The organism is Natronorubrum sp. A-ect3, assembly GCF_041821125.1.
Lineage (GTDB): Archaea > Halobacteriota > Halobacteria > Halobacteriales > Natrialbaceae > Natronorubrum > Natronorubrum bangense.
In genome coordinates this window covers 143593-167930 of record NZ_JBGUBB010000005.1, presented here as the reverse complement: position 1 = coordinate 167930, position 24338 = coordinate 143593, and the positions used below count along the sequence as shown (strand labels likewise).

At 59.4% G+C, this 24338-nt stretch carries 26 protein-coding genes; 19 read left to right on the top strand and 7 right to left on the bottom strand.

The genetic code is table 11. From position 1 onward, the window contains the following. The first annotated feature begins 61 nt into the window (after nucleotides 1-61). From ACERJA_RS15735 to ACERJA_RS15715, 5 genes are all read left to right on the top strand, one after another. Nucleotides 62-271 carry a hypothetical protein gene (locus tag ACERJA_RS15735; protein WP_373609195.1) on the top strand — a complete coding sequence of 70 codons (210 nt, stop codon included), beginning with the start codon at nucleotides 62-64 and terminating at the stop codon, nucleotides 269-271. Between the two features lie 47 nt (nucleotides 272-318). Further along, nucleotides 319-1152 carry a ZIP family metal transporter gene (locus tag ACERJA_RS15730; protein ID WP_373609194.1) on the top strand — a complete coding sequence of 278 codons (834 nt, stop codon included), beginning with the start codon at nucleotides 319-321 and terminating at the stop codon, nucleotides 1150-1152. 121 nt (nucleotides 1153-1273) lie between these two features. Then, the gene (locus tag ACERJA_RS15725; RefSeq protein WP_373609193.1) at nucleotides 1274-1828 is read left to right on the top strand and encodes a class I SAM-dependent methyltransferase; all 555 of its coding nucleotides are present in this window, start codon (nucleotides 1274-1276) and stop codon (nucleotides 1826-1828) included. Nucleotides 1829-1933: 105 nt separating this feature from the next. Further along, nucleotides 1934-2596, top strand: a complete 663-nt coding sequence (locus ACERJA_RS15720; protein WP_373609192.1) for a 2,5-diamino-6-(ribosylamino)-4(3H)-pyrimidinone 5'-phosphate reductase — start codon at nucleotides 1934-1936, stop codon at nucleotides 2594-2596. A 427-nt stretch (nucleotides 2597-3023) separates the two neighbouring features. Beyond that, a complete protein-coding gene (locus ACERJA_RS15715) occupies nucleotides 3024-4310 on the top strand; it encodes a Cdc6/Cdc18 family protein (protein WP_373609191.1) in 1287 nt (428 codons plus the stop codon). 422 nt (nucleotides 4311-4732) lie between these two features. Here ACERJA_RS15715 and ACERJA_RS15710 read toward each other — a convergent pair whose 3' ends face one another. After that, the gene (locus ACERJA_RS15710) at nucleotides 4733-5506 is read right to left on the bottom strand and encodes an enoyl-CoA hydratase/isomerase family protein (protein ID WP_006067357.1); all 774 of its coding nucleotides are present in this window, start codon (nucleotides 5504-5506) and stop codon (nucleotides 4733-4735) included. 102 nt (nucleotides 5507-5608) lie between these two features. Between ACERJA_RS15710 and msrA the strand changes: the two genes are divergently transcribed. The 4 genes from msrA to ACERJA_RS15690 all read left to right on the top strand — a co-directional run bounded on the left by msrA (nucleotide 5609) and on the right by ACERJA_RS15690 (nucleotide 9837). Continuing rightward, nucleotides 5609-6145, top strand: a complete 537-nt coding sequence (msrA, locus tag ACERJA_RS15705) for a peptide-methionine (S)-S-oxide reductase MsrA (protein WP_373609189.1) — start codon at nucleotides 5609-5611, stop codon at nucleotides 6143-6145. Between the two features lie 761 nt (nucleotides 6146-6906). Then, complete coding sequence (locus ACERJA_RS15700) at nucleotides 6907-7332, top strand: CBS domain-containing protein (protein WP_373609188.1); 426 nt, start codon at nucleotides 6907-6909, stop codon at nucleotides 7330-7332. A 117-nt stretch (nucleotides 7333-7449) separates the two neighbouring features. Continuing rightward, the gene (locus ACERJA_RS15695; RefSeq protein WP_373609187.1) at nucleotides 7450-8679 is read left to right on the top strand and encodes an FAD-dependent oxidoreductase; all 1230 of its coding nucleotides are present in this window, start codon (nucleotides 7450-7452) and stop codon (nucleotides 8677-8679) included. Nucleotides 8680-8724: 45 nt separating this feature from the next. Then, nucleotides 8725-9837: an SPFH domain-containing protein gene (locus ACERJA_RS15690; RefSeq protein WP_373609185.1), complete on the top strand. Its 1113-nt coding sequence runs from the start codon at nucleotides 8725-8727 to the stop codon at nucleotides 9835-9837. Nucleotides 9838-9856: 19 nt separating this feature from the next. Here ACERJA_RS15690 and ACERJA_RS15685 read toward each other — a convergent pair whose 3' ends face one another. Continuing rightward, a complete protein-coding gene (locus ACERJA_RS15685; RefSeq protein ID WP_006067352.1) occupies nucleotides 9857-10222 on the bottom strand; it encodes a helix-turn-helix domain-containing protein in 366 nt (121 codons plus the stop codon). 117 nt (nucleotides 10223-10339) lie between these two features. On the opposite strand from ACERJA_RS15685, the gene ACERJA_RS15680 reads away from it, so the two are divergent. The 5 genes from ACERJA_RS15680 to ACERJA_RS15660 all read left to right on the top strand — a co-directional run bounded on the left by ACERJA_RS15680 (nucleotide 10340) and on the right by ACERJA_RS15660 (nucleotide 14143). Next, nucleotides 10340-11029: a cob(I)yrinic acid a,c-diamide adenosyltransferase gene (locus ACERJA_RS15680; RefSeq protein ID WP_006067351.1), complete on the top strand. Its 690-nt coding sequence runs from the start codon at nucleotides 10340-10342 to the stop codon at nucleotides 11027-11029. Nucleotides 11030-11152: 123 nt separating this feature from the next. Beyond that, nucleotides 11153-11956 (top strand): ABC transporter ATP-binding protein, encoded by an 804-nt coding sequence (locus ACERJA_RS15675; RefSeq protein WP_373609184.1) that lies wholly within the window; start codon nucleotides 11153-11155, stop codon nucleotides 11954-11956. Further along, a complete protein-coding gene (locus ACERJA_RS15670) occupies nucleotides 11953-13398 on the top strand; it encodes a hypothetical protein (RefSeq protein WP_373609183.1) in 1446 nt (481 codons plus the stop codon). The genes ACERJA_RS15675 and ACERJA_RS15670 overlap by 4 nt, the downstream gene beginning before the upstream one ends. 155 nt (nucleotides 13399-13553) lie before the next feature. Then, the gene (locus ACERJA_RS15665; protein ID WP_373609182.1) at nucleotides 13554-13793 is read left to right on the top strand and encodes a hypothetical protein; all 240 of its coding nucleotides are present in this window, start codon (nucleotides 13554-13556) and stop codon (nucleotides 13791-13793) included. Next, the gene (locus tag ACERJA_RS15660) at nucleotides 13790-14143 is read left to right on the top strand and encodes a type II toxin-antitoxin system PemK/MazF family toxin (protein WP_373609181.1); all 354 of its coding nucleotides are present in this window, start codon (nucleotides 13790-13792) and stop codon (nucleotides 14141-14143) included. Before ACERJA_RS15665 ends, ACERJA_RS15660 begins: the two co-directional genes overlap by 4 nt. Nucleotides 14144-14574: 431 nt before the next feature. On the opposite strand, the gene ACERJA_RS15655 is transcribed toward ACERJA_RS15660, so the two are convergent. Then, on the bottom strand, nucleotides 14575-14895 hold the full coding sequence (locus ACERJA_RS15655) for a chorismate mutase (protein WP_373609180.1): 321 nt from the start codon (nucleotides 14893-14895) through the stop codon (nucleotides 14575-14577). Next, entirely contained in the window at nucleotides 14892-15764 is an 873-nt protein-coding gene (locus ACERJA_RS15650) for a shikimate kinase (protein ID WP_373609178.1), read from the bottom strand. The genes ACERJA_RS15655 and ACERJA_RS15650 overlap by 4 nt, the downstream gene beginning before the upstream one ends. Before the next feature lie 108 nt (nucleotides 15765-15872). Between ACERJA_RS15650 and ACERJA_RS15645 the strand changes: the two genes are divergently transcribed. The 3 genes from ACERJA_RS15645 (at nucleotide 15873) to ACERJA_RS15635 (ending at nucleotide 19196) form a co-directional block, all read left to right on the top strand. After that, nucleotides 15873-16331, top strand: a complete 459-nt coding sequence (locus ACERJA_RS15645) for a DUF5796 family protein (protein ID WP_373609177.1) — start codon at nucleotides 15873-15875, stop codon at nucleotides 16329-16331. Between the two features lie 5 nt (nucleotides 16332-16336). Beyond that, nucleotides 16337-16582 carry a hypothetical protein gene (locus tag ACERJA_RS15640; protein WP_373609176.1) on the top strand — a complete coding sequence of 82 codons (246 nt, stop codon included), beginning with the start codon at nucleotides 16337-16339 and terminating at the stop codon, nucleotides 16580-16582. A gap of 409 nt (nucleotides 16583-16991) precedes the next feature. Further along, nucleotides 16992-19196, top strand: a complete 2205-nt coding sequence (locus ACERJA_RS15635) for an AAA family ATPase (protein ID WP_373609175.1) — start codon at nucleotides 16992-16994, stop codon at nucleotides 19194-19196. 396 nt (nucleotides 19197-19592) lie between these two features. Here the strand turns inward: ACERJA_RS15635 and ACERJA_RS15630 are convergent, their stop codons facing one another. Continuing rightward, complete coding sequence (locus ACERJA_RS15630) at nucleotides 19593-20057, bottom strand: MaoC/PaaZ C-terminal domain-containing protein (RefSeq protein ID WP_373609174.1); 465 nt, start codon at nucleotides 20055-20057, stop codon at nucleotides 19593-19595. Between the two features lie 135 nt (nucleotides 20058-20192). Here ACERJA_RS15630 and ACERJA_RS15625 point away from each other — a divergent pair, with 135 nt between their 5' ends. Beyond that, nucleotides 20193-21335, top strand: a complete 1143-nt coding sequence (locus ACERJA_RS15625; protein WP_373609173.1) for an acyl-CoA dehydrogenase — start codon at nucleotides 20193-20195, stop codon at nucleotides 21333-21335. A gap of 151 nt (nucleotides 21336-21486) precedes the next feature. Here the strand turns inward: ACERJA_RS15625 and ACERJA_RS15620 are convergent, their stop codons facing one another. Then, nucleotides 21487-21903, bottom strand: a complete 417-nt coding sequence (locus tag ACERJA_RS15620; protein WP_373609172.1) for a cobalamin B12-binding domain-containing protein — start codon at nucleotides 21901-21903, stop codon at nucleotides 21487-21489. 130 nt (nucleotides 21904-22033) lie between these two features. Between ACERJA_RS15620 and ACERJA_RS15615 the strand changes: the two genes are divergently transcribed. Further along, the gene (locus ACERJA_RS15615) at nucleotides 22034-22543 is read left to right on the top strand and encodes an N-acetyltransferase family protein (RefSeq protein ID WP_373609171.1); all 510 of its coding nucleotides are present in this window, start codon (nucleotides 22034-22036) and stop codon (nucleotides 22541-22543) included. Nucleotides 22544-22578: 35 nt separating this feature from the next. Here the strand turns inward: ACERJA_RS15615 and ACERJA_RS15610 are convergent, their stop codons facing one another. Beyond that, nucleotides 22579-24279 carry a methylmalonyl-CoA mutase gene (locus tag ACERJA_RS15610; RefSeq protein WP_373609170.1) on the bottom strand — a complete coding sequence of 567 codons (1701 nt, stop codon included), beginning with the start codon at nucleotides 24277-24279 and terminating at the stop codon, nucleotides 22579-22581. Nucleotides 24280-24338 lie beyond the last annotated feature (59 nt).

Here is a 24338-nt window from a genome sequence, read left to right as displayed (position 1 = left end):
CGCTGAGGCCGTACTGGACAGCCAGCAGTAGGTTCATTTCGTTGCCGGCGAACGTGACTGTATGGAACGTGTCGGCGCCGCACTCGGCGGGCTTGCGTTTGTCGTCGCGATTTTCGGTGGTATCGTGCTCATCAGAATCCTCACTCGAGCCCTGTATGCCGCGATCTGGTTCGCCGAAACCGTCGCAACGTTTGCGTTCGCGTTGCTCGTCGGCTATCTCGTCTATCGGATCTTGCTCGGCTCGAGCGACGATCCTCGTCGGATCGGATGAGGGGAGTACACTGAACTGTTCTGCCGTGGAACGAACACTGAGCAGCCGTGACCTCTCTCGTCGACGTCGTCTGGATCGCGTTTCTTGCGGGTGCAGCGACCGGGCTCGGTGCACTGCCAGTGTTCGTGACGGATCGCATCAGCCATCGGTTCTACGACGCTGCAGTGGGGCTCGCTGCCGGCATTATGGTCGGCGCGGCCGTCTTTGCACTCGTGGTTCCGGGCCTCGAGCTTGGCTCGCTGTGGGAGGTCGCTGTCGGCTTACTCCTCGGTGCCGTCTTCTTGCTCGTGGGAAACTGGGCGATTCCACACATCCATCTCGTCGTCGCCGGCGAAGGAGAGGAGACGTATCCGTCCGCGGCTCGGTCCGAAGCAGTCGTCGAAGCCGATATCGAATCCGACACTCCGATCACGACCGACGACAGTGAGGACGACGGTCGACGGGCGCTGCTTGTCGGCAGCGCGGTCACCATCCACAACGTTCCGGAGGGGCTAGCGATCGGTATCGCGTTCGCGGGCGGGCTCGAGGGTGTCGGTACCGCACTCGCGATTGCCATTGCGATTCAGAACGTTCCCGATGGGTTTGCGATGGCGATTCCGGCGAGTCGCACAGGGTTGTCGAACGCGAAAACCGTCCTCTATACGACGCTTTCCGGGGCGTTCCCTGAGCCGATTGCAGCCGCGTTCGGCTTCGCTCTCGTTGCCGTCGTTACCGGCCTCTTCCCCATCGCTGCCGGGTTTGCCGCCGGGACGATGATTGCCGTCGTCTTCCGAGAAATGATCCCCGCCAGCCACGGGCACGGCTACGCCGATATCGCGACGCTGACGTTCGTCGTCGGCTTCGTCGTGATGGTGATCGTCGATGTTGGATTGGCCGTCTGAACTGGACTGCGAACGTACTGAACCGCGAACGTACTGAACCGCGAACGTGTTGGTACACAGGTGAGGCCAGCTGTGGCCGCCGAATATACAGCTATTTCACGCTGTTGTCCTAACCGCACACATGGGATTTCACACGTTCCCGATCGATCGGGCCGACGCCCTCGAGGACCCGTCTCGTTACCGCTTCTGTTCCCGGGAAGAGTTGCTCGAGATGCTCGATCTCGACGATGACGCCGTCGTCGCCGATCTGGGCTCTGGTACTGGCTTTTACACATCTGACGTTGCGCCGTTTGCAGGGACAGTACACGCCGTCGACGTCCAGTCGGAGATGCACGATCTCCACCGAGAGAACGGCATGGAACCGAACGTCGACCCCGTGACGGCCGACGTCTCGTCGCTGCCGTTTGATGATGGCCAACTCGACGCCGCGTTCTCCGTCATGACCCATCACGAGTACGCCACCGAGGAAACGATGGCAGAACTCGCCCGCGTCGTTCGCTCGGGCGGGCGGCTGGTCACAGTCGACTGGTCAGCCGACGGCACCGGCGAGGACGGCCCATCGATGGACGAACGCTTCGGCTGTGAGGACGTGACGGCTCATCTCGAGGACGCTGGATTCACCGTCGAGTCCGTTCGAGATCGCCCCGAGACGCTCGCCATCGTCGCGCGTCGGTAACAACACCGCTGGTCAGCGACCGGGCCAAATGGCACGGACGCCCTCTCGAGGAGGAGCCGGCCAGTACGCGGTGTCTTCTTTAGGGTCCACCACGCAGCCACGTGTATGCACGTCGTCGTCAATGCCGCCATGAGTGCGGACGGCAAACTCTCCTCGCGCCAGCGCGATCAGATCGCGATCAGCGGCGAGGCGGATTTCGCTCGCGTCGATCGACTCCGCGCCGACAGCGACGCCATCGTCGTCGGCGTCGGCACCGTTCTCGCGGACGATCCACACCTGACTGTCAAAGACGAGCAGTTATGCCAACAACGTCTCGAGCGCGGCGAGCCCGAACAGCCGGCTCGAGTCATCGTCGACTCGAACGGGCGGACACCGGACGATGCCGCGATCCTCGACGACGCGGCGACGACGTACGTCTGTCTGAGTGAGACGGCACCGATCGACCGACGCATGGAGCTCGCCGATCACGCGGAACTCGTGACTGCCGGCGATGATCGGGTACATCTCCTGCGGGCGTTCGCGACGCTTCAGGAACAGGGTCTCGAGCAGGTCATGGTCGAAGGCGGCGGCGAACTCATCTTCTCGCTGTTCGAGGCCGGGTTGGTCGACGAACTCCTCGTCTTCGTCGGGCCGAAGGTGATCGGCGGTCGCGACGCGCCGACGCTGGCCGATGGCGACGGGTTCATCGACGAGTTCCCGCTGTTGAGCCTCGAGCGCGTCGAGCGACTCGACGATGGTGTGTTGTTGTGCTGGACGGTCGATAGCTAAGTAGCAACTGAAAATCTAATGCTGGTGGGTGAAACGGCCAGAATATGTGTATTTGTCGTTGCATCATAACTGATGTGTATGGATTGGTCGGGGGGACCCGGGGTCGTCCAGAAAAACCGGGAGAATACACCCCTCTCCCAGTATTCTAATTCTATTTTTTTGCTAATTTAACCTATAATATACTAAAACCCATTTTAAATTCAAAAGATATAAATATTGCACTACGGTAGAAGACCGTAGTACAGACAAGAGAATGCAAGGGAGGATGAATATCCGACCGCTTCCAGTTGCTGTTCTCTAATTCCCAGTGTTCCGAGTTACCAGCAGAGTCGATATTTTATCCCTGGTCTTCGACAGCTGGCTCACTCGTTTCTGTGGTGGTCTCTTTTCCCGCTAATTCCGGACGCCCCCGGGGGTGGGGGCTAGTTTGAATCCATTCTCGTATTTCTGGACATTCCGGGGTATTCTAGACACTACGGTTATTTATACAATGAGTGTTTTATTCCCTATCATGACCGAGTACTTTCAGGACAGATCAGCAATCTTCGAGAGTGAGCGCATCCTGAAAGAAAGCTATACGCCGAACGACCTTCCAGAACGGGAAACACAGCTCAAACGACTAGGATTGGAGGTCCTTTCTCCCGTTCTGAACGATGCGCCACCGCATAACGCGTTTCTGTATGGTAAGCCTGGACAAGGGAAGACGGCGGCCGCACGATTTCTCCTCGAGGAACTGCAGGACGAAGTCGAAGACCGGAGCGAAATTAGCCTGACCACAATCTTTCAGACGTGCAAAGGCCATCATTCCTCGTATCAGGTCGCGTGTGATCTTGTCGAGCAACTAACCGGTGAGAACCCAAATGGCCATCCGAAGCGAATGGTGTTCACGCGGCTGTATGATGCGTTTCAAGAGATCGGTGGAATCGTCGTTATCGTCCTCGACGAGGTCGACAATATTGGCAACAAGGATATGATCCTGTATGAACTGCCACGGGCACGTGACAATGGCCATATAGAGGACATGGATGTCTCCGTGATCGGAATCAGCAACGACATGACGTTCTACGACGAGCTTGACCCCCGCGCCAAGGATTCGCTCTGTGAGGTCGAAATTCACTTCCCACCGTACGATGCCAGTCAGTTACGGAGCATTCTCAACCGTCGATCAGAGAAAGCATTTGTCGATGGTGCCGTCACGCAGGAGGCGATTGCACTGGCGGCGGCGCTCGCTGCTCAAGACTTGGGCTCGGCGCGGCAGGCGATCCGGTATCTGTACAAGGCCGGCGAGTTTGCCGCACTCAACGACGAATCGAACGTCTCTGAAGAGCACGTCCGCGAAGCTGAAGACCACGTTGAGCAGATGAATATCGCACAGAGTATCCGCGACCTGACAATACAGGATCAGTTGGCGCTACTCGCACTCACTTCATTAACGGCTGAGGATGAGACTCCTTCTCCAACACCAGAGGTGTACTCGCGGTACACGGATATCACGTCGCACGTGGATACGAACTCGATTGCAATGCGAAGAGTACGGAGCCATCTTCATGATTTGGATATGATCGGTGTTGTCTCGGGTGCAAAACGAAGTGGCGGGTCACGCGGCGGTCCGAAGTACTACTGGGAAATAAATACGGACCTCGATACTACGGTCAACGTCTTGAGGGAGAACAACCGGTTTGACGATGTTCTTGATCTAATAGATATATCTTAACAGACTTTCCGGACATTCTGGGGTCAACTGGACATAACTGTTCTATCAGTTCGAATTTCGACCACCCGTTCAAGTGATTCAACTGTAGCCGCTCTTTTATATACTTCCACCATGCTTTGTGTCCCCATCGTTCGAGTGAATTCGTTTCAACTCATGGGGTCGGATATGGTGGAATTTATAATATAGTACCAACCGAACCGATTTACACACGTATCGCACAGCCACCGTGCGGTGTGGTGTTCATTGATTTTCAGTGGCTACTGTAACAACTGATACGGTTGGCTGTCAATTAGTGCCGGCGCGACCGCACGCGGTTCGCGGTCGCGCCGGGAAACAGGGACAGCAAACCATGTGAAACGATCCATCACATTTCGTCGTTGCAGTGTGATAGGCGTGCAGTACCGTTCAGCGACGTGCCGTCGTTACTCGAACTCTGGATCTCGATTCTCGACGAACGCCGTCATCCCCTCGCGCTGGTCCGGCGTACCGAACAGACTGGCGAAGGCGCGCTGTTCGTATGTGAGTCCGGCCGCCTGTGGGCCCTCGTGGCGCTGGTTGATCGCCTGCTTGGCCGCGCGCATCGCGACGGCTGGCTTCGCGGCGATCTGTTCGGCGAGTTCGGTGACGGTGTCCTCGAGATCTTCATCAGCGACGACCTCACCGAACAAGCCGGCTTCGGCGGCCGATTCGGCGTCGAGTCGCTCGCCGAGGAAGATCATCCGCCGTGCGGTCTCGTCGCCGACGAGTTCCGGCAGGCGCTGGGTGCCACCCCAGCCGGGAATGATGCCGAGATCGATCTCCGTGTTGCCGATCAGAGCCGACTCACTCGCCACGCGCAGATCACAGGCCATGGCCATCTCACAGCCGCCGCCGAAGGCGTAGCCGTTGACGGCGGCGATCGTCGGCGCGGGGAACGCCTCGAGGGCGTCTGCAACGTCGTGGCCGAGTTCGCCCCACTCCTGGGCTTTCGGTGTCTCGAGGTCCTGCATATACGCGATGTCCGCCCCGGCGATAAACGCATCATCGCCAGCACCGGTCAACACGAGTGCGCGAGCGCCCTCGTCAGCGGCTTCGGTGAGCGCTTCGCCCATCGCCTCGAGCGTTGGGACGTTCAACGCGTTAAGCGCGTCCGGTCGGTCGACGGTCAGTGTTGCAACGGCTCCATCCCAGTCGAGTTGTACGGTTTCCCATGACATACGTCCGGGTTTCTCGGCCACCGTGAAATTCCTTGCCACCGAGGCAGAAACGGAAGTTGGGGCAGCCGTCACATCTTTCCTCCAGCGTCCCCGAAAGCCGATATGGAACGTGCAACGTTCGGCGGCGGCTGTTTCTGGTGTGTCGAAGCGGCGTTCGAGGAACTCGACGGCGTCGAATCCGTCATCTCTGGCTACGCGGGTGGGCATACCGACGATCCAAGCTACAACGCGGTCTGTTCGGGCCGGACTGGCCACGCTGAGGTCGTCCAACTTGAGTACGATCCCGAGACGATCGCGTACGAGGATCTCCTCGAGGTCTTCTTTACGATCCACGATCCGACCACGAAAGACCGCGAAGGACCCGACATCGGCTCCCAGTACCGGTCGGCGATCTATGCCCACAGCGACGACCAACTCGAGACCGCTGAGGCGTTCGCTGCAGAACTCGAGACGGAGGGACTGTACGAGGGGATCGTCACCGAAATCGAGCCACTCGAGACGTTCTACGAGGCAGAGGAGTATCATCAGAACTACTTCGAAAAGAATCCAAACGACGCCTACTGCTCAATGCACGCAGCGCCGAAAGTCGAAAAAGTTCGCGAGAAGTTTTCGGAGAACGTGACACCACGTTCTCACTGAGCGCTTGAGCATCCAACGACTTTCCGTCGGACCCGATTCGACTATCGTAACAACTGAAACTGTTTGCACACTGATCGCACGACAGTTGTGCGATCGGGTACGCACTGACGGTCAGTGGCTACTGTAGCCCTCGATACGGCCGCTTTCTCGTCGCATTTTTGTTCGACCGCGTACGACCACACCGACTCTCGGATCCCGGCCAGTGAACACGTGACTGCACAGTGGCTGTGTGGTCGGTGTGTCCCGTCGATGCTGTTGGAGTGTTGCTTAGAGGCCATGACGGCGTTGCCAACAGGCTGTTACGACGTTGCCAACCTAACAACCGAGTAAAAATCAGCCACTAATCAGTCCGAAAAACAGTTATCGGATTCCTCAAGCGCTATCTGTGGACAAACATCTATCTTAAACTCGGATAGATAGATACTGCCTAATCAAAAAGATTTATTATTGGACGTATACTAACTGTGGTTGAGGTGGTGATGATAACGAAGCACAACACAACGACCCCACCGAACCGATAACCATTTCAGCCTGTGAGATTGTCCCTCTGTGGATCCCGAAAACGGAAACACGATGGGCATGTCAGCCCCAGACCATCATGCGATCCTCAGCTTTTGCTTTCAGCACTGTTCGTTCGACGGCTTCCCAGCACAGCTCGAGTTTGTATACACCGTATTCTGGAACAACGTTTTGAGAAACTGAACGGCGTTCACTCGAAAGCTGTAGGTTGAATACCATTCCTGCCATCGGTGCTCGTGACTATGTCTGTCGGCAAACTCGGTCCCGAAACCGTCGTAACGACGAATCGAGACAGCGAACTGAGTGACGTCACTGAGATGTTGGACAGCGAAAACGTCGGGTCAATCGTCATCACAGAGGACGACGAACCCGTCGGAATGATCACCGACCGTGACGCCGCGCTTGCGATCCATGAACACGATGACGTCGGGTCCGTCTCGGTCGAAGACGTGATGACCGAAAACCCGGCGACGATCCACGAGGAAGAAGACCCGATCGCGGTCTCGAACGCGATCGCCGAACACAACGTTCGCCGGTTCCCGATCGTCGACGACGACGGCGAACTTGTGGGGATCGCAACGCTCGACGATCTCATCGCGACGATCGGTGAAGAACTCGACAACGTCGCCGAGACGATCGAAGCCCAGTCGCCGGAGTACAGTCCCTAGAGGCGCTATTTTCGACACCGACCGACTCGCTTCCTCGCCGCTCGAGAGCCAGAACAACGATGCCGTCCATCTCGCCGGCAATGAAAGGTTCGTCCGTCTGGAACCCGTCGTTCGAATATGACTCGCCAAACGGCCGTCCTCGTCATCGGTGGTGGCGCGACTGGGGCAGGGATCGCGAGAGACCTCAGCCTTCGAGGCGTTGATGTGACGCTCGTCGACCGTGACGGGCTCTCGGCTGGCGCATCGGGTCGCTCGCATGGGCTGCTCCACAGCGGTGCTCGCTACGCTGAGAGCGATCCCGAAGGCGCACTCGAGTGCCTCGAGGAGAACCGAATCCTCCGCGATATCGCAGGGGAGTGTCTCCGGGAGACAAGGGGCTTGTTCGTCCAACTGCGCGAGGACGACCCTGCCGTCTTCGAGGCAAAACGTACGGCGTGCGAAGAGCTTGGGATCCCAATCGAAGTGGTCGACGGCAAGACGGCTCGAGCCGCGGTTCCAGGCCTCACTGACGCCGTCGAGCGAGCCATGTGGGTTCCCGATGGCGTTGTTCTCCCATCTCGACTGGTTGCAGCGAACGCCGCCGATGCTCGCGACCATGGTGCGCGGATCTATCCACACGCACCGGTGACGGAGATGACCGTCGAGAACGGACGAATCGCGTCAGTCTCACTTGGTGGCGACGTCGACGACACCATCGAACCGACGTACGTCGTGAATGCAGCCGGTGCTCACGCCGGAGCAGTCGCCGGGCTGGCAGGTCTCTCAGTCGAGATGCGGCCGACGAGAGGTGTCATGATCTCGGTCGAATACGACGGTCTCGAGCCGGTGCTCAACCGATGTCGCGATCCGGCCGACGGCGATATTATCGTGCCACACGACGACGAGGTCGTCCTCGGAACGACGAGCGTCCCGGTTGACGATCCGGACGAGTACGAACGGAGCGACTGGGAGGTCGAACAGACGGTGACCGAGTGTGCGGCGATGCTTCCGTCGGTCGCCCAGGTCGACCACGTTCGAACGTGGTGGGGTGTCCGACCGCTGTACGAGCCAGAGGAGGCCGCTCAGGGTGGCCGTGGAATCTCTCGCGGATTTCACCGACTCGATCACGCCACTGACGGCGTCGAAAACTTCGTCAGTATCGTCGGCGGCAAGCTGACGACGTACCGAGCGATGGCGGAGGCGACGGCCGATCTCGTCTGTGACCGACTCGGCGTGGATGCGGCGTGTTCCACGACAGAGACACAACTTCTGGGTGCGACGAGGCCGTCGAAACTGGATGCCTTCGTGGACGAATTCGATGGGCAGGGACCGACAGATTCAGATCTCGTTGGCCGGCGTGGAATGTGATCACGAGGGCCAAACGTTATTCGGCCAGCGTCCCTAGCTTGCATGATGAACATCTTGTCACTCGGGCCCTTGCAGGTCGGTGATCCACTGCTGACTGTCGGGGCGATCGCCCTCGTGGTTGTCGCCATCACCGTCTGGCAGTTGGTCGAGATCGTTGACGCCTATAACAAGGGTGCACTGACCGTCTTCGGTGAGTATCGCAAACTGCTCGAGCCAGGGCTCAACATCGTGCCGCCGTTCGTCTCACGGGTCTACACGTTCGACATGCGGACCCAGACGATTGACGTGCCGAGGCAAGAAGCGATCACCCGCGACAACTCGCCGGTGACTGCCGACGCTGTCGTCTACATCAGAGTGATGGACGCCAAACGAGCGTTCCTCGAGGTCGAGGACTACGAACTCGCGGTCTCGAACCTCGCCCAGACCACGCTGCGTGCCGTCATCGGTGACATGGAACTCGATGATACGCTCAGTCGGCGCGAGATGATCAACGAGCGGATTCGGACCGAACTCGACGAGCCCACGGACGAGTGGGGTATCCGCGTCGAAAGCGTCGAGGTTCGCGAGGTGACGCCATCTCAGGGCGTCAAAGGTGCGATGGAGCAACAGACCTCCGCCGAACGCCGACGTCGAGCGATGATTCTCGAGGCACAGGGAGAACGCCGGAGCGCCATCGAGAAAGCAGAAGGAGACAAACAGAGCGCGATCATCCGCGCACAGGGTGAGAAACAGAGCCAAATCCTCGAGGCACAGGGTGATTCGATTTCGACGGTCCTGCGCGCTCGTTCGGCCGAATCGATGGGTGAGCGTGCCATCATCGACAAAGGGATGGATACCCTCGCTGAGATCGGTCACAGCGAGTCGTCGACGTTTATTCTCCCACAGGAACTCTCCTCGATGGTCGGCCGCTACGGCAAGCATCTCTCCGGGAGCGATGTCAAGGCGGATGGCCAGCAACTCGAAAGCCTCGAGTTCGATGCGGAGACGCGCGAACTGATCGGCCTAGATGATATCAGCGAGATCATCGGTGAGATTGAGGATACCGAGATGGATATCGAGGCGATGGAACAGGAAGCGCAGGCGATCAAGGAAGGACAAGATCTCGGGATGGAGTCGTCGTCGACCGACACTGGCGCTGGTGCCGAGTCGGACTCGTAGCGAACTCCCCATCTGGCAATCAAAACTTCCGTGTGGCGTTCGACCAGATCTCGAGTGACTGATCGTCCGAGCGACCGATATCGACACAGAGCTCCTGTTTATCGTCGAAGCTGATCGAAATCTGGTCGAACGTCGACACGTAGCGTGATTTGTGATGGCGGCCCTGTCGAACCCCGACGGTTTCGTTGACCAGTTCGGCCTCGGTCAGCCGGTCGAGTTTGCGATAGGCCGTCGAGAGCGGAAGGTCGGCCTCGTCTGCGATTTTGTGGACGGTCTTTGGCTCCTCGAGTACCGAGATAATCTTCCGGCAGTCGGCATCGTCCAGCACGCTAATGACGCGCTCGAGGTCGGGCGTGTCGCCGGACGATGAGAACTCGAGTGGCATCTGGGTGCCACTACCTTCGCGGTGGAGACTAAAGACGTATTTGGTCCGTCCGATCCGGGTGGTCGGGACACGGATCAATGGGCTACTTACATGTGCAACCGGCCCGACGGCAACCGTATGAGCGACGATCAGCCATCCAAAGCGGGGATCGAAAACACACCTGGGCAGGGACGAACGCCGGAAGCCGAAGTAATCGAACCGTCCGCACCCGAGGAGTTCGGCCTCGTGCAGGTCTGGTGGGGTGATGGCAAAGGGAAGACGACAGCCACGCTCGGGATGGCACTGCGCGCTGCCGGCCACGGCTACCGCGTCCATATGCTTCAGTTTATGAAAGGCGGGGCCTCGAGCGTCGAAGCGGTCCGTGGTGAGTACAACGCGATCGAGGCGCTGCCAGGGCTCAGCTACGAGAATCTCGGCCACTACGGCTGGCACGGCATGGCCGATGGGAGTGACGAAGCGGATCACGAGGTGGAGGCGCGGGCGGGCCTCGAGCGCGCCCACGAACTGCTCGAAGCGGCTACAGACGCCGACCTTGACGCGCCGATCGACCTCGATTCGCCGCCGGAAGATGGGGTGCACATGCTGATCCTCGACGAAGTGCTGTACGCCGCGGACCGTGGACTGCTCAGTGAGGATGACGTCCACGGCCTGATCGACGCCAAGCCTGCGGGGCTCGAACTCGTCCTCTCTGGGAGCCACGCCGAGCCGTCGTATCTCGAGGAACGGGCAGACCTGATCACGAACGTCCGGAAAATGAAACACCCGATCGACGATGGCCAGCGGGCACGTCGCGGGACGGAGTTCTGAATCGGCCTGCCGAACGTGTGGCTAGCACGCTGTGGAGTTCGGTGCTTATCGATCTCAGTATTGTCCACAGCCAGTAACAGCCGACAGTATAATTATCAGCTCCTGTGAACCATCGCCCAGTCAATGGGTGTGATTCAGGTCGATGGGCTGGTGAAGTCCTATGGTGACGTTCGGGCAGTCGATGGATTGAGTTTCGGCGTCGAACGGGGCGAACTGTACGGCTTTCTCGGTCCGAACGGAGCCGGCAAGACAACGACGATTCGTGTTCTGACCGGCCAGATTCGGCCGGACTCTGGAACGGTCCGAATCCTTGGAACAGATCCCGTCGCAGACCCACTCGAGACGCGACGTTGTGTCGGTATCGTCCCCGAGCAGGGATCGCCGCCGAGCTTTCTGACGCCGCGGGAGTATCTCGAGTTCGTCGGCAGCGTTCGCGACCTCGACCCCGACACTGTCGCCGAGCGAACCGATCGCTGGGCGACCCGACTCGGGTTCGAACGCAAACTCGAGACGCTTCACACCGATCTCTCGCGGGGCCAACAGCAGAAGGTGATGCTCACACAGGCGTTCTTACACGAACCCGACGTCGTCGTGATCGACGAGCCGCTGGCGAACCTCGACCCGCTCGTCCAGGAGCAAGTCAAGCAGTTTCTCGTCTCCTATGCGGCCGGCGATAACGCTGTCTTCGTTTCCACACACAATATCGACGTCGCCGAAGAGATCTGCACGCGGGTCGGCATCGTCGCCAACGGCGAGCTTGTGGCCGAGCGCTCGCTTGAGGGACACACTGCGCCACGTTCGACGACCAGTCGTGCATCGACTGCAGATGCCGGCGACGATTCGTTGCTCGAGGTATTTCTCGAGCAGGTCAATGAGACGGACGTCCGCGATGCGCCGTCGCTCGAACAGCTTGGGTCGGACCGATGAGTGGCGCGTCCGCTCGCCAGGGGCCGACGACCTGGCAGCTGTTTGCCGTCCTCTTTCGTGAGGAGTGGCGGCTCCACACGCGTCTGTTCGGCGGTTGGCGATTCGCACTCTTTCCGGCTGTGATCGCCACCCTCGCTGTCGGCGCGACGATTGCGCTCCGTGAGACTGGCACCGCAGACGGGACGATCGTAACCGGACTGCACGTTCTCGCGCTCGGTTTTGGCCTCTACAGCGGGACCGCCGGCTTCGCGGGCTCGGATATGCTCGAGAACGTCTTTGGGAAGCTGTCGCTTGTCCTCTCGACGCCAGCGACGCTGCCGCTGTCTCGGCGTCGGCTGCTGGGGCTGTTCTTGCTCAAAGACGCCCTGTTCTACGCGGTCGCGTTCGTGTTACCGATGGCGGCCAGTAATGCGGTGCTGGTCGGACTCTCGGCACGGACGCCGGTTGCCGTGGGTGCGCTCTGGCTCTCGCTGTCGCTGTCGTTCGTCGCCGGCATGGTCTTGACTGTCGCCCTGATCGCGCTGCGGACTCGCGGCGTGCCGGCGTGGGCACTTGTCGGGACGATCGTTTTCAGTGCTGGCAGTCTGTGGGCGATGGGTGGGACTCGAGCGGCCTGGACCGTCTTCGTCCCGATCACTGGCTCGGTGGCCAGCGCGGGCGGGTTGGTACTCGGAACCGTTCTCATCGGCGCAGCATCGCTGACGCTGTATGATCCCACCTACGGGCGTCCAGCACGCACGGCCGGTGATCGGTTCGCCCAGCTCAGCGACGGACTGTCACTCGAGGCGGCGACGAGTGCTCTCGTCTCGAAGACATTACTCGATCTGGCGCGCTCGTCCGGCGGCGTCTGGAAACCGTTCGTCTCGGCTGGGATCCTGCTCGCGCTCGTCGGCCTCGTCGAGACGATCACCGGTATCGCACCCGCGCCGGGGATTTTCTTCGGTGGCGTCCTCGGGCTGACCGCCTTTACCACGTACAACTGGCTGACCCAGTTCGATTCGCTCGAGGCGTATCTCATCTACCCGGTCTCGATTGCGGATGTGTTCCGGGCGAAGCGGATCGCCTTCGTCCTCGTCGGTGCGCCGACTGTCGCGGTGCCGTATCTGGGGGCAGTCTACTGGTTCGAGGCGACCCTGCTCGACGCCGTTGTCGGCGCGATCCTGCTGGCGGGCTATGCGCTGTACTACTACGGGCTGACCGTCTACATTGCTGGCTTCGATCCTAACGAGTTCCTCTTCGATGCCGTCCGCTTTACGCTCTTTACCGTCGGCGTCGCCGTCGCGCTCGTGCCGACGCTGGTCGCCGGTTTCGTCGTTGTGCCGCCGTCGACGACGGTTGCACTCGCACTCGTCTTTTCCGGGTTCGGGTTCGGTGGGATCGGGTTCGTGCTCTCGAGTCGTGCCGGACCGCGGTGGGATGAGCGGTATCGGAACCGGGACTGAGTCCCACAGCGAAACATGACCTGTCCGATTTCGGCGTTCGGCTCCCTGATTTCTCGCTGGTTCAGGTAGACAAAATCCATGGTACGATCCATCGAAAATATACTAGTGGGTAATAGTGGGCAAAACTTATTCGGTAGTAGAATCTATCCAGTAACATGACGAAAGTGGATGCGCGAGACCTCCAGACCAACGAGACTGACGACCGAGGCCGAATCTACCTCGGGACGGAGTACGCGAACAAGCGTGTAACCGTCGCTGTCGTCGAAGTAGAATCTGACCATCCCGACGAGGACGAACTGGCTGCCGCATATCGCGAGGCTTCTGAAAGTGCGGAAGAGCTTGCAAAAGAGTGGGACGAGGCGTCGGACGGGGCGTGGAGCGGGCTGGATAAATGAGCGAGGGCTCCGAAATTCGTCGCGGCGACGTTGTTATCGTTCGGTTTGATCCTGCTGAAGGGCACGAGATGAAGAAAACTCGCCCCGCAGTAGTCGTCCAGAACGACGTTGGGAACAAAAATGCCAGCACGACTATCGTTGCGCCTGCGACAGGGACGTACAGGGGCTATCCGTTCGAGGTTCTCGTCAAAGCAGCGGAGTCACCGTTCGAGAAAGATTCCTCGATCCGCCTCGACCAGATTCGTGTCGTCTCTATCAAAAAACGGATTCACTCAGTGCTTGGAAGCCTCGACGGGGAGACGATGGAGGCGGTGGACGGGGCGTTGAAACTGAGTCTCGGACTGGACTGACGTATCTGCTGTGATCAGTTTAGAGCGTGCGTGTACTGGTTGGCACTCCTTGGTTTACAGAATGATTATAATTCAGTCTACCTAATCAAACAGTATGTCCGCGCTTCGGTCCGCCCTTTTTGATTGGAACCTGAATCGAGTGGCAAGAGTTGCTGTGAGCGGTATTGCAGTCTTCCTCGCAATTCGACTCACGGATGGGTTACTGGTTGGACTCGGAGTAGCAGTCGCACTGGCTATGGTACTTGATGTTCCGTGGTGGCTGTACGACCGATACGCTCACTCAGACAAGTGATGTATTTGCACGTGTAGTGTCCGCTGGTTCTGGTGATCGGTCTACTGCTCAAACCATTCAACACGAACCAACTGAACAGCAACCGGAAGATTTCCAATCGCTTATTGGGCGTTACACGCGCTTAGAAACTCGATTAGTGCTATCTACTATCCCTTTGTTCGACCTTGTTCAACTCGATCAGCAGTCGGAAGATCGCTTTCACAAGGTTGGCGTCGACGTCGAACTGCTCTGCGTTGTCGCCTGCCCGATCCATGACCTGCTGTTCCTGTGTTTCGTCGGTCGTCGGCAGTCCCTGTTCGTCTTTGACCTGGGCAATCGTGTCCGCGACGTACGTTCGCTGGGCGATCAGTTCGACGATTTCGCGGTCGATCGTTTGAATCTCCTCGCGAAGTTCGTCGAGGCTCATTTCGTCCGGCGTTCGGTTCTCCGTCCCTTCGTTCGTGGCTGTTTCTCGAGTCATTGGATCTGTGTCCCGTCGGTTCGCGTCTGCAGTAATCGTGTCGTTCCGTCGCGTTCGTTCCATCGGTCCTGTACCGTCTCGAGCGTCTCGCGCTCGCCAACGGCGACGTAGCTCGGCCCGGTGCCGGACAGCGAGACGCCGGCGACATCGGGCAAGGCATCGATCATCGGCCCGGTCGAAAAGTCGAGGGCACCGCAAAATGCGAAGCCGTTGACCGTCATCGCCTCGCCGTAGCGCCCATCCAAGGCGAGCTCCGCGACGAGGTCGGCCATCGGTGCGATTCGCTCGCAGGCGGAGACGTCGGCGTCGGCGCTAAATGACTGTTCGGGTGGCGTGTAGACCAGTGCGTGCCAGTCGACTTCTTCGCGGGCGAGCAGTTCGTCGGCCGTGTTGTCGGTGACCGTCACGCCGCCGAGCATGCTCGCGCTGGCATCGTCGAACGCGCCGGTGACGGTGACGCCGGCGTCACGGGCTGCTCGGACACCGAGCCGACAGGCGTCAATTCGGTCGACTGTGTCGGCAACCGCGAGTGCATCGAGCGTCGCCATCACGGTCGCGTTCGCCGCAGCGCTTGAACTCTTCAATCCCGAAGCCATCGGGACGTCGCTGTTCGTCTCCACTCGAGCACCCATAGCTGATTCGTCGACTCCTGCAGCGTCGGCGTAGTCAGCGATCGTGAACTCGGCACAGCGCTCGACGAGTGTCGTATCAGCGTCGGGCTGGCCGGCGATCTCGGCGTCGACCTCACCATCGTCGGTGAGTTCGACTGTGGCTGTCGTCTCGAGATCGATCGCAAACGCCGAGCCGGTTCCGGTTGCAAGCGCGTTGAGAACCGTCCCAGCTGCTGGGGCAACGGCGCGGCCGTCCATACCGGAATCGTCTCAGAGCGCGTATTTACGGCTGACGGTCTCGACGTCGCAAGCCGACGTGGCGATGGAACCGGTCGCTTTTCCCCATCCCGGCCGAATCGGTGGCTAATGAGCGCACGAAACAACGTCGCCCCGAGTACGATCGGTGTCGACTTTGTCGAGGGTGGCATCGTCGTCGAGTATCTCGACGGCCGGGACGTCTTCTATCACGGACCGCCCAAACCTGTCGAAGGTGGTCTCAAGACGCCACCAGGCAAAGAGGTCCACGTCCTCGTCACCGACCCCGACGGCGTCGAAGGCGTGATGACGTACGTCAACGATCGCAACACCCACGACGAGATCCTCGAATCAACCGGCGTCGGTCGCGTAATGCTCGAGGGCGACGACGAAGAGGTCCTGTTCCCCGGCGTGACGGTGTCGACGGCAGCGTACTCGATCCGTGTCGAGGCCGACCTCTCGCTGGTCGATGGTCGGGTGTTCGTCTTCGCTGAAGACGAGATGAGCGAACACGCCTACGAACTCGTCGCAAGCGAGGACAGTTCCGACGACGTCGACCAGCACGACTGAATATCATGCCGCTTCAGAAACCATGGCGCGACCTCGATCGAAGCGCCGTTGCCAGCGCCCCTGATCGGCCGGGCGTCTACGAACTCGGCGATGGGTCGGGAACGGTGCTCGCCGTCGACCACGGTGTCCTCCGCGACGAACTCAAGACGGTCCTCGCCTACGGCGACGGTGATCGCGTTCGCTGGACAGAGACGCACACCCTCGAGCAGGCTCGCGAACTCGCTGCCGAGCATCGCACCCGACTCGAGTGACGGCCTTTCTTGAGACGGCACTCGCGATCAGTCCCGTTGTTATGATAGCTGTGTAACTCGGTTGTACTCGCTGAAACGCATGCTGACATCGTTGTACAGCATTTTTCGAGTGACCTGTGAGACAGGAGTGTGTCGAACAGCGCAAAACAACCAGACGGAACGGTGTTACGGCAGATCGAAGAATGCTGTAACACTCACCGGTCGGGGAGACAATGGCGTACATCCTGTAAAGCCGCTACAGAACGGCCAGAATGCCGGCTTTCGGCATCTGTTACGGCAAAAACCAAGTGAATAAGACCGGGAGGTGGCCATTGGAACTGCTCTTGAGACGGCGCACACTGAGGACGACCGATTTCGACGCCCATTGATGGGACAATTCTCAAGATGACCCGCCCGAAAGGAACAGTGTATGAGCCAGTCGGATTCGGATGGCGTGTCGCTGACGGTCCGCGCCGCCGAAAAACGGGACGCTGGACGGGGTGTCGCACGAATCCCGGAACTGGCACGCCGACAACTCGGCGTGTTGAGCGGCGACACCGTAGTAATCGAGGGTGAACAGGCGACAGTCGCGAAGATGTGGCCAGCGGATCCGTCGGTGCCGGAGAACGTCATTCAGATCGACGGCGACACCCGCGCAAACGCCGAGGCACACGTTGGTGATACGGTTACTGTCCAAACGAAAGATACGTCGACGATCGCCGAAGCGGAGCAGGTGACACTCGTTCCGCCGGCGTCGTTTACCGCCAGCCAGCAAGGTGTTGCCGAACGCAAGGCGGCTAAGACGCTCCGAAATCGTCCGGTGCGGGCCGGTGAACAGATCCGGATCGAAGGGCTCGACCAGAACCCGTTCAAAGTCACCGAGACCAATCCTGACGGGGACGTTCGGATTACGAGTACAACCACGGTTCGAATCGTCGGAACTGGCACGGAGTCGGAACGGAGTGGTTCCTCGAGTGCCAGCCGAGACCGGAAGCAAACGCAGAGCGACAAACCCAGTTCGGCGAGTTCGTCATCCGACGACGCCGAAGCGACGCTCTCACCTGGTGTCACGTATGAGGATATCGGCGGGTTAGACGAGGAACTCGAGCTCGTTCGCGAGATGATCGAGCTCCCACTGTCGGAGCCGGAGCTGTTCCAACGACTCGGCGTCGAGCCGCCATCCGGTGTGTTGCTGTATGGGCCGCCCGGAACGGGCAAAACGCTCATCGCCCGCGCCGTCGCCAACGAGGTCGATGCGCACTTCGAGACGATTTCCGGCCCGGAGATCATGTCGAAATACAAAGGCGAGTCCGAAGGGCGACTCCGTGAAGTGTTCGAGACGGCCGAAGCGAACGCACCGACGATCATCTTCTTCGACGAAATCGACTCGATCGCCGGCACCCGCGACGATGAGGGTGACGCAGAAAACCGGATCGTCGGGCAGCTACTGACCCTGATGGACGGCCTCGACGCTCGTGGCGAGGTGATCGTCATTGGGGCAACCAACCGCGTCGATACGATCGATCCTGCACTCCGCCGTGGCGGCCGATTCGACCGTGAGATCCAGATCGGTGTCCCCGATGTTGCGGGCCGCAAAGAAATCCTCGAGGTCCACACGCGCGGGATGCCACTCGCAGATGACGTCAGTATTGACGCGATTGCTCGCCGAACGCACGGCTTTGTCGGCGCGGATCTCGATGCAGTCGCAAGCGAGGCAGCAATGGCTGCGATCCGTGATCGGCCGACCGACGCCGACGACCGCACGGCGTGGAATCGCGACCCTGCCGTCACGAAAGCCCACTTCGATGCCGCGCTCGCGGCCGTCGAACCCTCCGCGATGCGCGAGTACGTCGCTGAATCGCCGACGACAGACTTTTCGGACGTTGGCGGCCTCGAGGAGGCAAAACAGGTCCTTCGAGAGTCTGTCGAGTGGCCGCTGACCTACGAGCAACTCTTCGAAGAGACGAACACCAGCCCACCCTCTGGTGTCTTGCTCTATGGCCCGCCGGGAACTGGAAAGACGCTGCTTGCACGAGCACTGGCAGGTGAAACCGACGTCAACTTCGTCCGTGTGGACGGCCCGGAGATCGTCGACCGCTACGTCGGCGAGAGCGAGAAGGCGATCCGCGAGGTGTTCGAACGCGCTCGTCAGTCCGCGCCGTCGATCGTTTTCTTCGACGAGATCGACGCGATCACTGCCACTCGCGGGGAGGGCAGCCACGAGGTCACCGAACGCGTCGTCTCGCAACTCTTGACGGAACTCGACGGGATGCGCGAGAACCCGAACCTTGTCGTGCTGGCTGCGACTAACCGCAAGGACCACATCGACCCTGCCCTCCTTCGACCCGGTCGGCTCGATACGCACGTGCTCGTCCCCGAGCCAGACCACGACGCTCGCGAGAAAATCCTCGAGGTCCACACGCGCGGGAAGCCACTCGACGACGATATCGACATCTCGGCGCTGGCGGCGGATCTCGAGGGATACACCGGTGCAGACCTCGAGGCGCTGGTTCGAACCGCCTCGATGAAAGCCATCAGGGAGGTCGCCGACGCGTACGACCCCGAGGAGGCAAACGCCAGGGCTGCGGAGGTCGTCATCGAACGCCGCCACCTCGAAGCGGCACGTCAAAAATAACACTGAATAGGTAGTTACGAGTTCGTATATTGTTTTCGATACGATGTTTCGGAACTGCGTTTCGTCGCTCTAATTGATACCTCGAGCGAACGGGTTTCGGTGGTGTTGGGACTCGTGAGTGCTGTATTCAACGGATTGCGCCCCTCGAGCGTGGGAACAACGCTGTAATGGATTCGAACGAATTTCGTGTGTTTGACGCTCGAAACGGTGTGGAAGTCTGTTTCTCGACTGCTCCAGAGCTGCTTTTTGTGGTTCAACGATCGAGTGGATCCGTTCCGGACCGATGCCAATCTCGGTTCCCTCGGTCCTCGTTTCGCCTTTTGAAAGCTAAACTATCATGTCTGAATACTACTCGAAGACTCGAAACTTCTATCGGTAGCTGTCACGACCGTTGGGCTATTCGTCGGCCGTGAGCACGAAGAACTTCAGATCACCCTGAAAGACGACGGTCTCGTCTTGTGTCGTCATCTCCGTTTCGAAGACGACCAGTCCGACGTCGTCACGACTGTCCAGTGACTTCGTTTCGGCAACTTCGATCTCGAGTGAGACGGTATCGCCGATGTGGACCGGATTGGGAAGGTCCATATAGTTCATGCCGAGGAACGCGTAGGCAGTTCGCTCGAGGATACCGATGCGCATGACCATCCCGATCGCTTGGACGAACGTCATCGGGCCGTGGACGATTCGTTCGCCGAAATCGCGCTCTTTGGCGTGTTCTTTGTTCGTATGCAGCTCGTTCCAGTCGCTGGTCATCGCGGAGTGCATGACGACGTCCGTCTCGGTGATCGTTCGGCCAGGGCTCAGGAACGTCTGTCCTTCCTCGAACTCCTCGAAGCGGTGTGGCTCGTAACTGTATGCCATACCGAATCTGTTCTAGGCCATCGCACATATTCTTTCGCGAGGTCCAGCGTCGCTCGTCAGCGGACGGGCCGAACTGTCACTGCGACGGCTTCCCAAAGAGGAAAATCTATACGAAAGACGTGTGAAGTATGGGACATGGACTTCAGTCTCTCAGCCGAGCAGCGCCAGATTACGGAGATGGTCACGGAGTTCGTCGACGAGGAAATCGTTCCTGTCGCCGACGAAATCGATAAAAAAGACGAGTTCCCCGAGGACATCGTCGACGAACTCGCCGAACTCGGACTGATGGGGATGCCGTTCCCAGAAGAGTACGGCGGGGCTGGACTTGATTACCACACGTATCCGGCAGCCCTCGAGGAGATTTCGCGTGGCTCCGGCGGTCTGGGAACGATCGTCGCCGCCCACATCTCGCTTGCAGGGAACATGCTGTATGAGTTCGGCAGCCACGAACAGAAAAAAGAATATCTCACGCCTGTCGCAGAAGGAACTGACATCGGTGCGTTCGCACTTTCGGAGGCCGGTGCTGGCAGTGACGTGCCAGCGATGGAGACGACAGCCGAGGAAGACGGCGACGGCTACCTGATCAACGGCGGCAAGCTCTGGATTTCGAACGGTTCGGTCGCCGATACGGTAACGGTGTTCGCCAAGACCGATCCTGAGGCGGGCAACAAGGGAATCTCCTCGTTCATCGTTCGTCCCGAGGAGGATGACGGGTTCATCGTCGAAGGGACGGAGGAGAAACTCGGCGACAAGGGCTGTCCAACCGCTGAACTCCGGTTTGACGACCTCTGGATTCCGGAAGACCGGCTCCTTGGCGATGAGGGCGACGGCTTTGTGCAGGCACTGAAGACGCTCAACGGTGGCCGTATCACGATCGCGGCTCGTTCGATCGGGATCGCACAGGCGGCTCTCGACGAAGCAACCAAGTACAGCCAGGACCGCGAGCAGTTCGACCAGCCGATCAGCGAGTTCCAGGCGATCCAGCACAAGTTGGCCGACATGGATACGAAGACGCGGGCTGCCCGCCTGCTCATGCACGACGCCGCTGACAAGAAGATTCGTGGTGAGGACTATATCAAGGAGGCCGCACAGGCGAAACTCTACGCCTCCGAAGTGAGTCGCGAAGTCGCGAACGAAGGAATCCAGATCCACGGCGGCTACGGCTACACCAAGGACTTCCCTGCCGAGCGGTTCTACCGCGACGCTAAACTCAACGAGATCTACGAAGGGACCAGCGAAGTGTTGCGAAACACGATCGCTCAGCATCTGCTGAGCTAACGACGGCGTCAGCTGACCGACAGCAAGACGCGTCTCTTATTTGGACAGACTACGCAACTACCTAGTTGTTTGATACAGTTCGCTCTCGAGTTGCTGGGCCGACCTCTGTGGCTGCTCCAGATAACACGCCTCGAGTCTCCCTCCTCGCCGGTCACCGCTTGGGTGCGTTCTCACGGACGAACTCGATCGTTTCCTCGATCGACGTTCCGGGACCGAAAACGGCTGCAACACCCTCGTCCTTGAGAGTCGCTCGATCTTCATCCGGAATCACCCCACCGGCGAGGACGAGCGTATCCTCTTTTGCGCCGTACGATTCTAACCCGTCCATGATCTTCGGGACGAGCGTGTCGTGGGCTCCGGAGAGAATCGAAATACCGAGGACGTCAACGTCCTCCTGGACCGCTGCCTGAACGATGTCGTCGGGGGCCTTGTGTAGTCCGGAGTAGATGACCTCGAAGCCGGCGTCACGGAACGCTCGAGCGATAACGTGTGCGCCACGGTCGTGTCCATCGAGTCCTACTTTCGCGACCATACACCGGATACTCTGCTGTTCGCTGTCAGTACTCATATTCCTGCGTTTCACTGGGAGAAGTATGATTCTATCGGAATTTGTGGTGTCTCGACTCGACACACGTCGAACTGCGTTGAGCCAGCAAGATGAGGATAAACGTTAATTCAACATGGGTCCTTGTCATCATATGACAATCCGCGAAGCAACTACCGACGACATCGATGCGATTCAGGACGTAGCCCAATCCTCGTGGACTGATGACTATCCCGATATTTTGAGCCGTGAATCTATTGAAGACGGGCTCGACGAATGGTACTCCGACGACCTGATTCGTGACTCGATTATCTGGTCACGGGCGCTCATGTTGGTTGCCGAGCACGACGGCGAGGTCGCCGGCTTCGCCCACGCAACTATCGATTTCGATGAGAACGAAGGCACACTGCTCCGTGTCTACGTTGCACCAGCATTTCGCAATGAAGGTCTCGGCCGGCAGTTGCTCGAGGAGACACGCGATCGGCTGGTCGACCAGGGCGTCGAGCGCATCAAAGCGATGGTACTCGAGGCCAACGAACTGGGCAATGCGTTCTACCGCGGGTTTGGATTTGAGCAGGTCGCGACGGAAGCAGTCAAAATCGGCGGGGATACGCATACAGAGTGCACGTACGTTCTCGAGACCGAAGCGACGACCACCGAGTAGCGCCTGTCGGTTCTGTCGGCTATTCGAAGCGCAGGTTAGACTGGACTGAGCTCTTCCTGGTAGGCGCCGTGGTGGTCTTCGAACACTTGCATGATTTCGCCCATCGTTACGTAGGCTTTGACCGCGTCGATGATGTACGGCATGACGTTTTCCTCGGCGTCGATCGCATCCGAAAGCGCCTCGAGGGTGGCCTCGACTTCCGCGTCGTCACGCTCGTCTTTGACGCGCTCGAGGCGGTTGAGTTGGCGTTCGCGCGTCGTCTCGTCGATCTTGAGGATCTCCGGGGAGGTGTCCTCTTCGATGGTGTACTTATTGACGCCGACGACGACCTCTTCGCCGCGTTCGACGCGCTGTTGGTACTCGTAGCTCGACTCCTGAATTTCGCGCTGGAAGTAGCCCTGATCGATGCCCTCGAGGACGCCGTCACGGACCGAACCATCGCCGATATCTTTGATCTCTTCAATGTAGCCCATGATCTCGGCTTCCATCTCGTTGGTGAGTTTCTCGATGGCGTAGCTCCCACCCATCGGGTCGACGATGTCGGCCGCGCCGGACTCGTCGGCGATGATCTGCTGGGTTCGCAACGCGACACGGACGGCCTTCTCGCTTGGCAGCGCTAGCGCCTCGTCGAAGCTGTTCGTGTGCAGTGACTGCGTGCCACCGAGGACGCCGGCGAGCGCCTGAATCGTAACGCGGGCGATGTTGTTCAGCGGCTGCTGGGCGGTCAGGGACTGCCCGGCGGTCTGTGTGTGGAACTTCAGCCGTTTCGATTCGGGCTTGTCTGCGTCGTACCACTCGTCCATCACGCGGGCGTAGACGCGACGGGACGCGCGGAACTTTGCGATCTCTTCGAAGATGGAGTTGTGTGAGTTGAAGAAAAACGAGAGGAGGGGAGCGAAGTCGTCGACGTCGAGGCCGCGGTCGAGCGTGTCCTCGACGTAGGCGAAGCCGTCGGCGAGCGTGAACGCAGCCTCTTGAGCGGCTGTCGAGCCAGCTTCCCGGATATGATAGCCCGAAATGGAGACGGGGTGGAACTTCGGCGTCTCGTCGACGGCGAACTCGATCGTGTCGGTGACGATCTTCAGCGAGGGGCTCGGTGGAATCACCCATTCTTTCTGGGCGATGAACTCTTTGAGCATATCGTTCTGGAGCGTTCCGCGCACTTTGTCGCGGGGGACGCCCTGCTGGTCGGCCAGCGCGATATACATCGCGTAGATGACTGCCGCAGACGGGTTGATCGTGAACGAGGTGGAGACTTCGTCGATGTCGATCCCATCGAAGAGGATCTCCATATCAGCAAGCGTGTCGACGGCAACACCCTCTTTGCCGACTTCACCCTCACTCATCGGATGATCCGAGTCGATCCCCATCAGCGACGGCATGTCGAACGCCGTCGAGAGACCGGTTTGGCCTTCGTCGATCAGGTAATGAAACCGTTCGTTGGTCTCTTCTGCGGTGCCGAAGCCTGCGAACTGCCGCATCGTCCACGTCCGCCCGCGGTACATCGTTGGGTACGGCCCACGCGTGTACGGCGGCTCGCCGGGAAAGCCGAGATCATCCTCGAAATCGAGGTCCGCGATGTCTTCGGGCGTGTAGAGCCGATCGACCTCGTGATTCGAAATCGTCGCAAACCGGTCTTTTCGTTCGCCATGATGCTCGAGAACAGGGTCGAGTGTCTCGTCCACCCACTGGTCCTGTTGCTCACGGATACCCTCGAGCTCGTTATCGTCGAACATTGGTATGACCATGAGTGCCAAGATTCTAAAGTCTTGTTATCGGTCACCTATTCGAACTG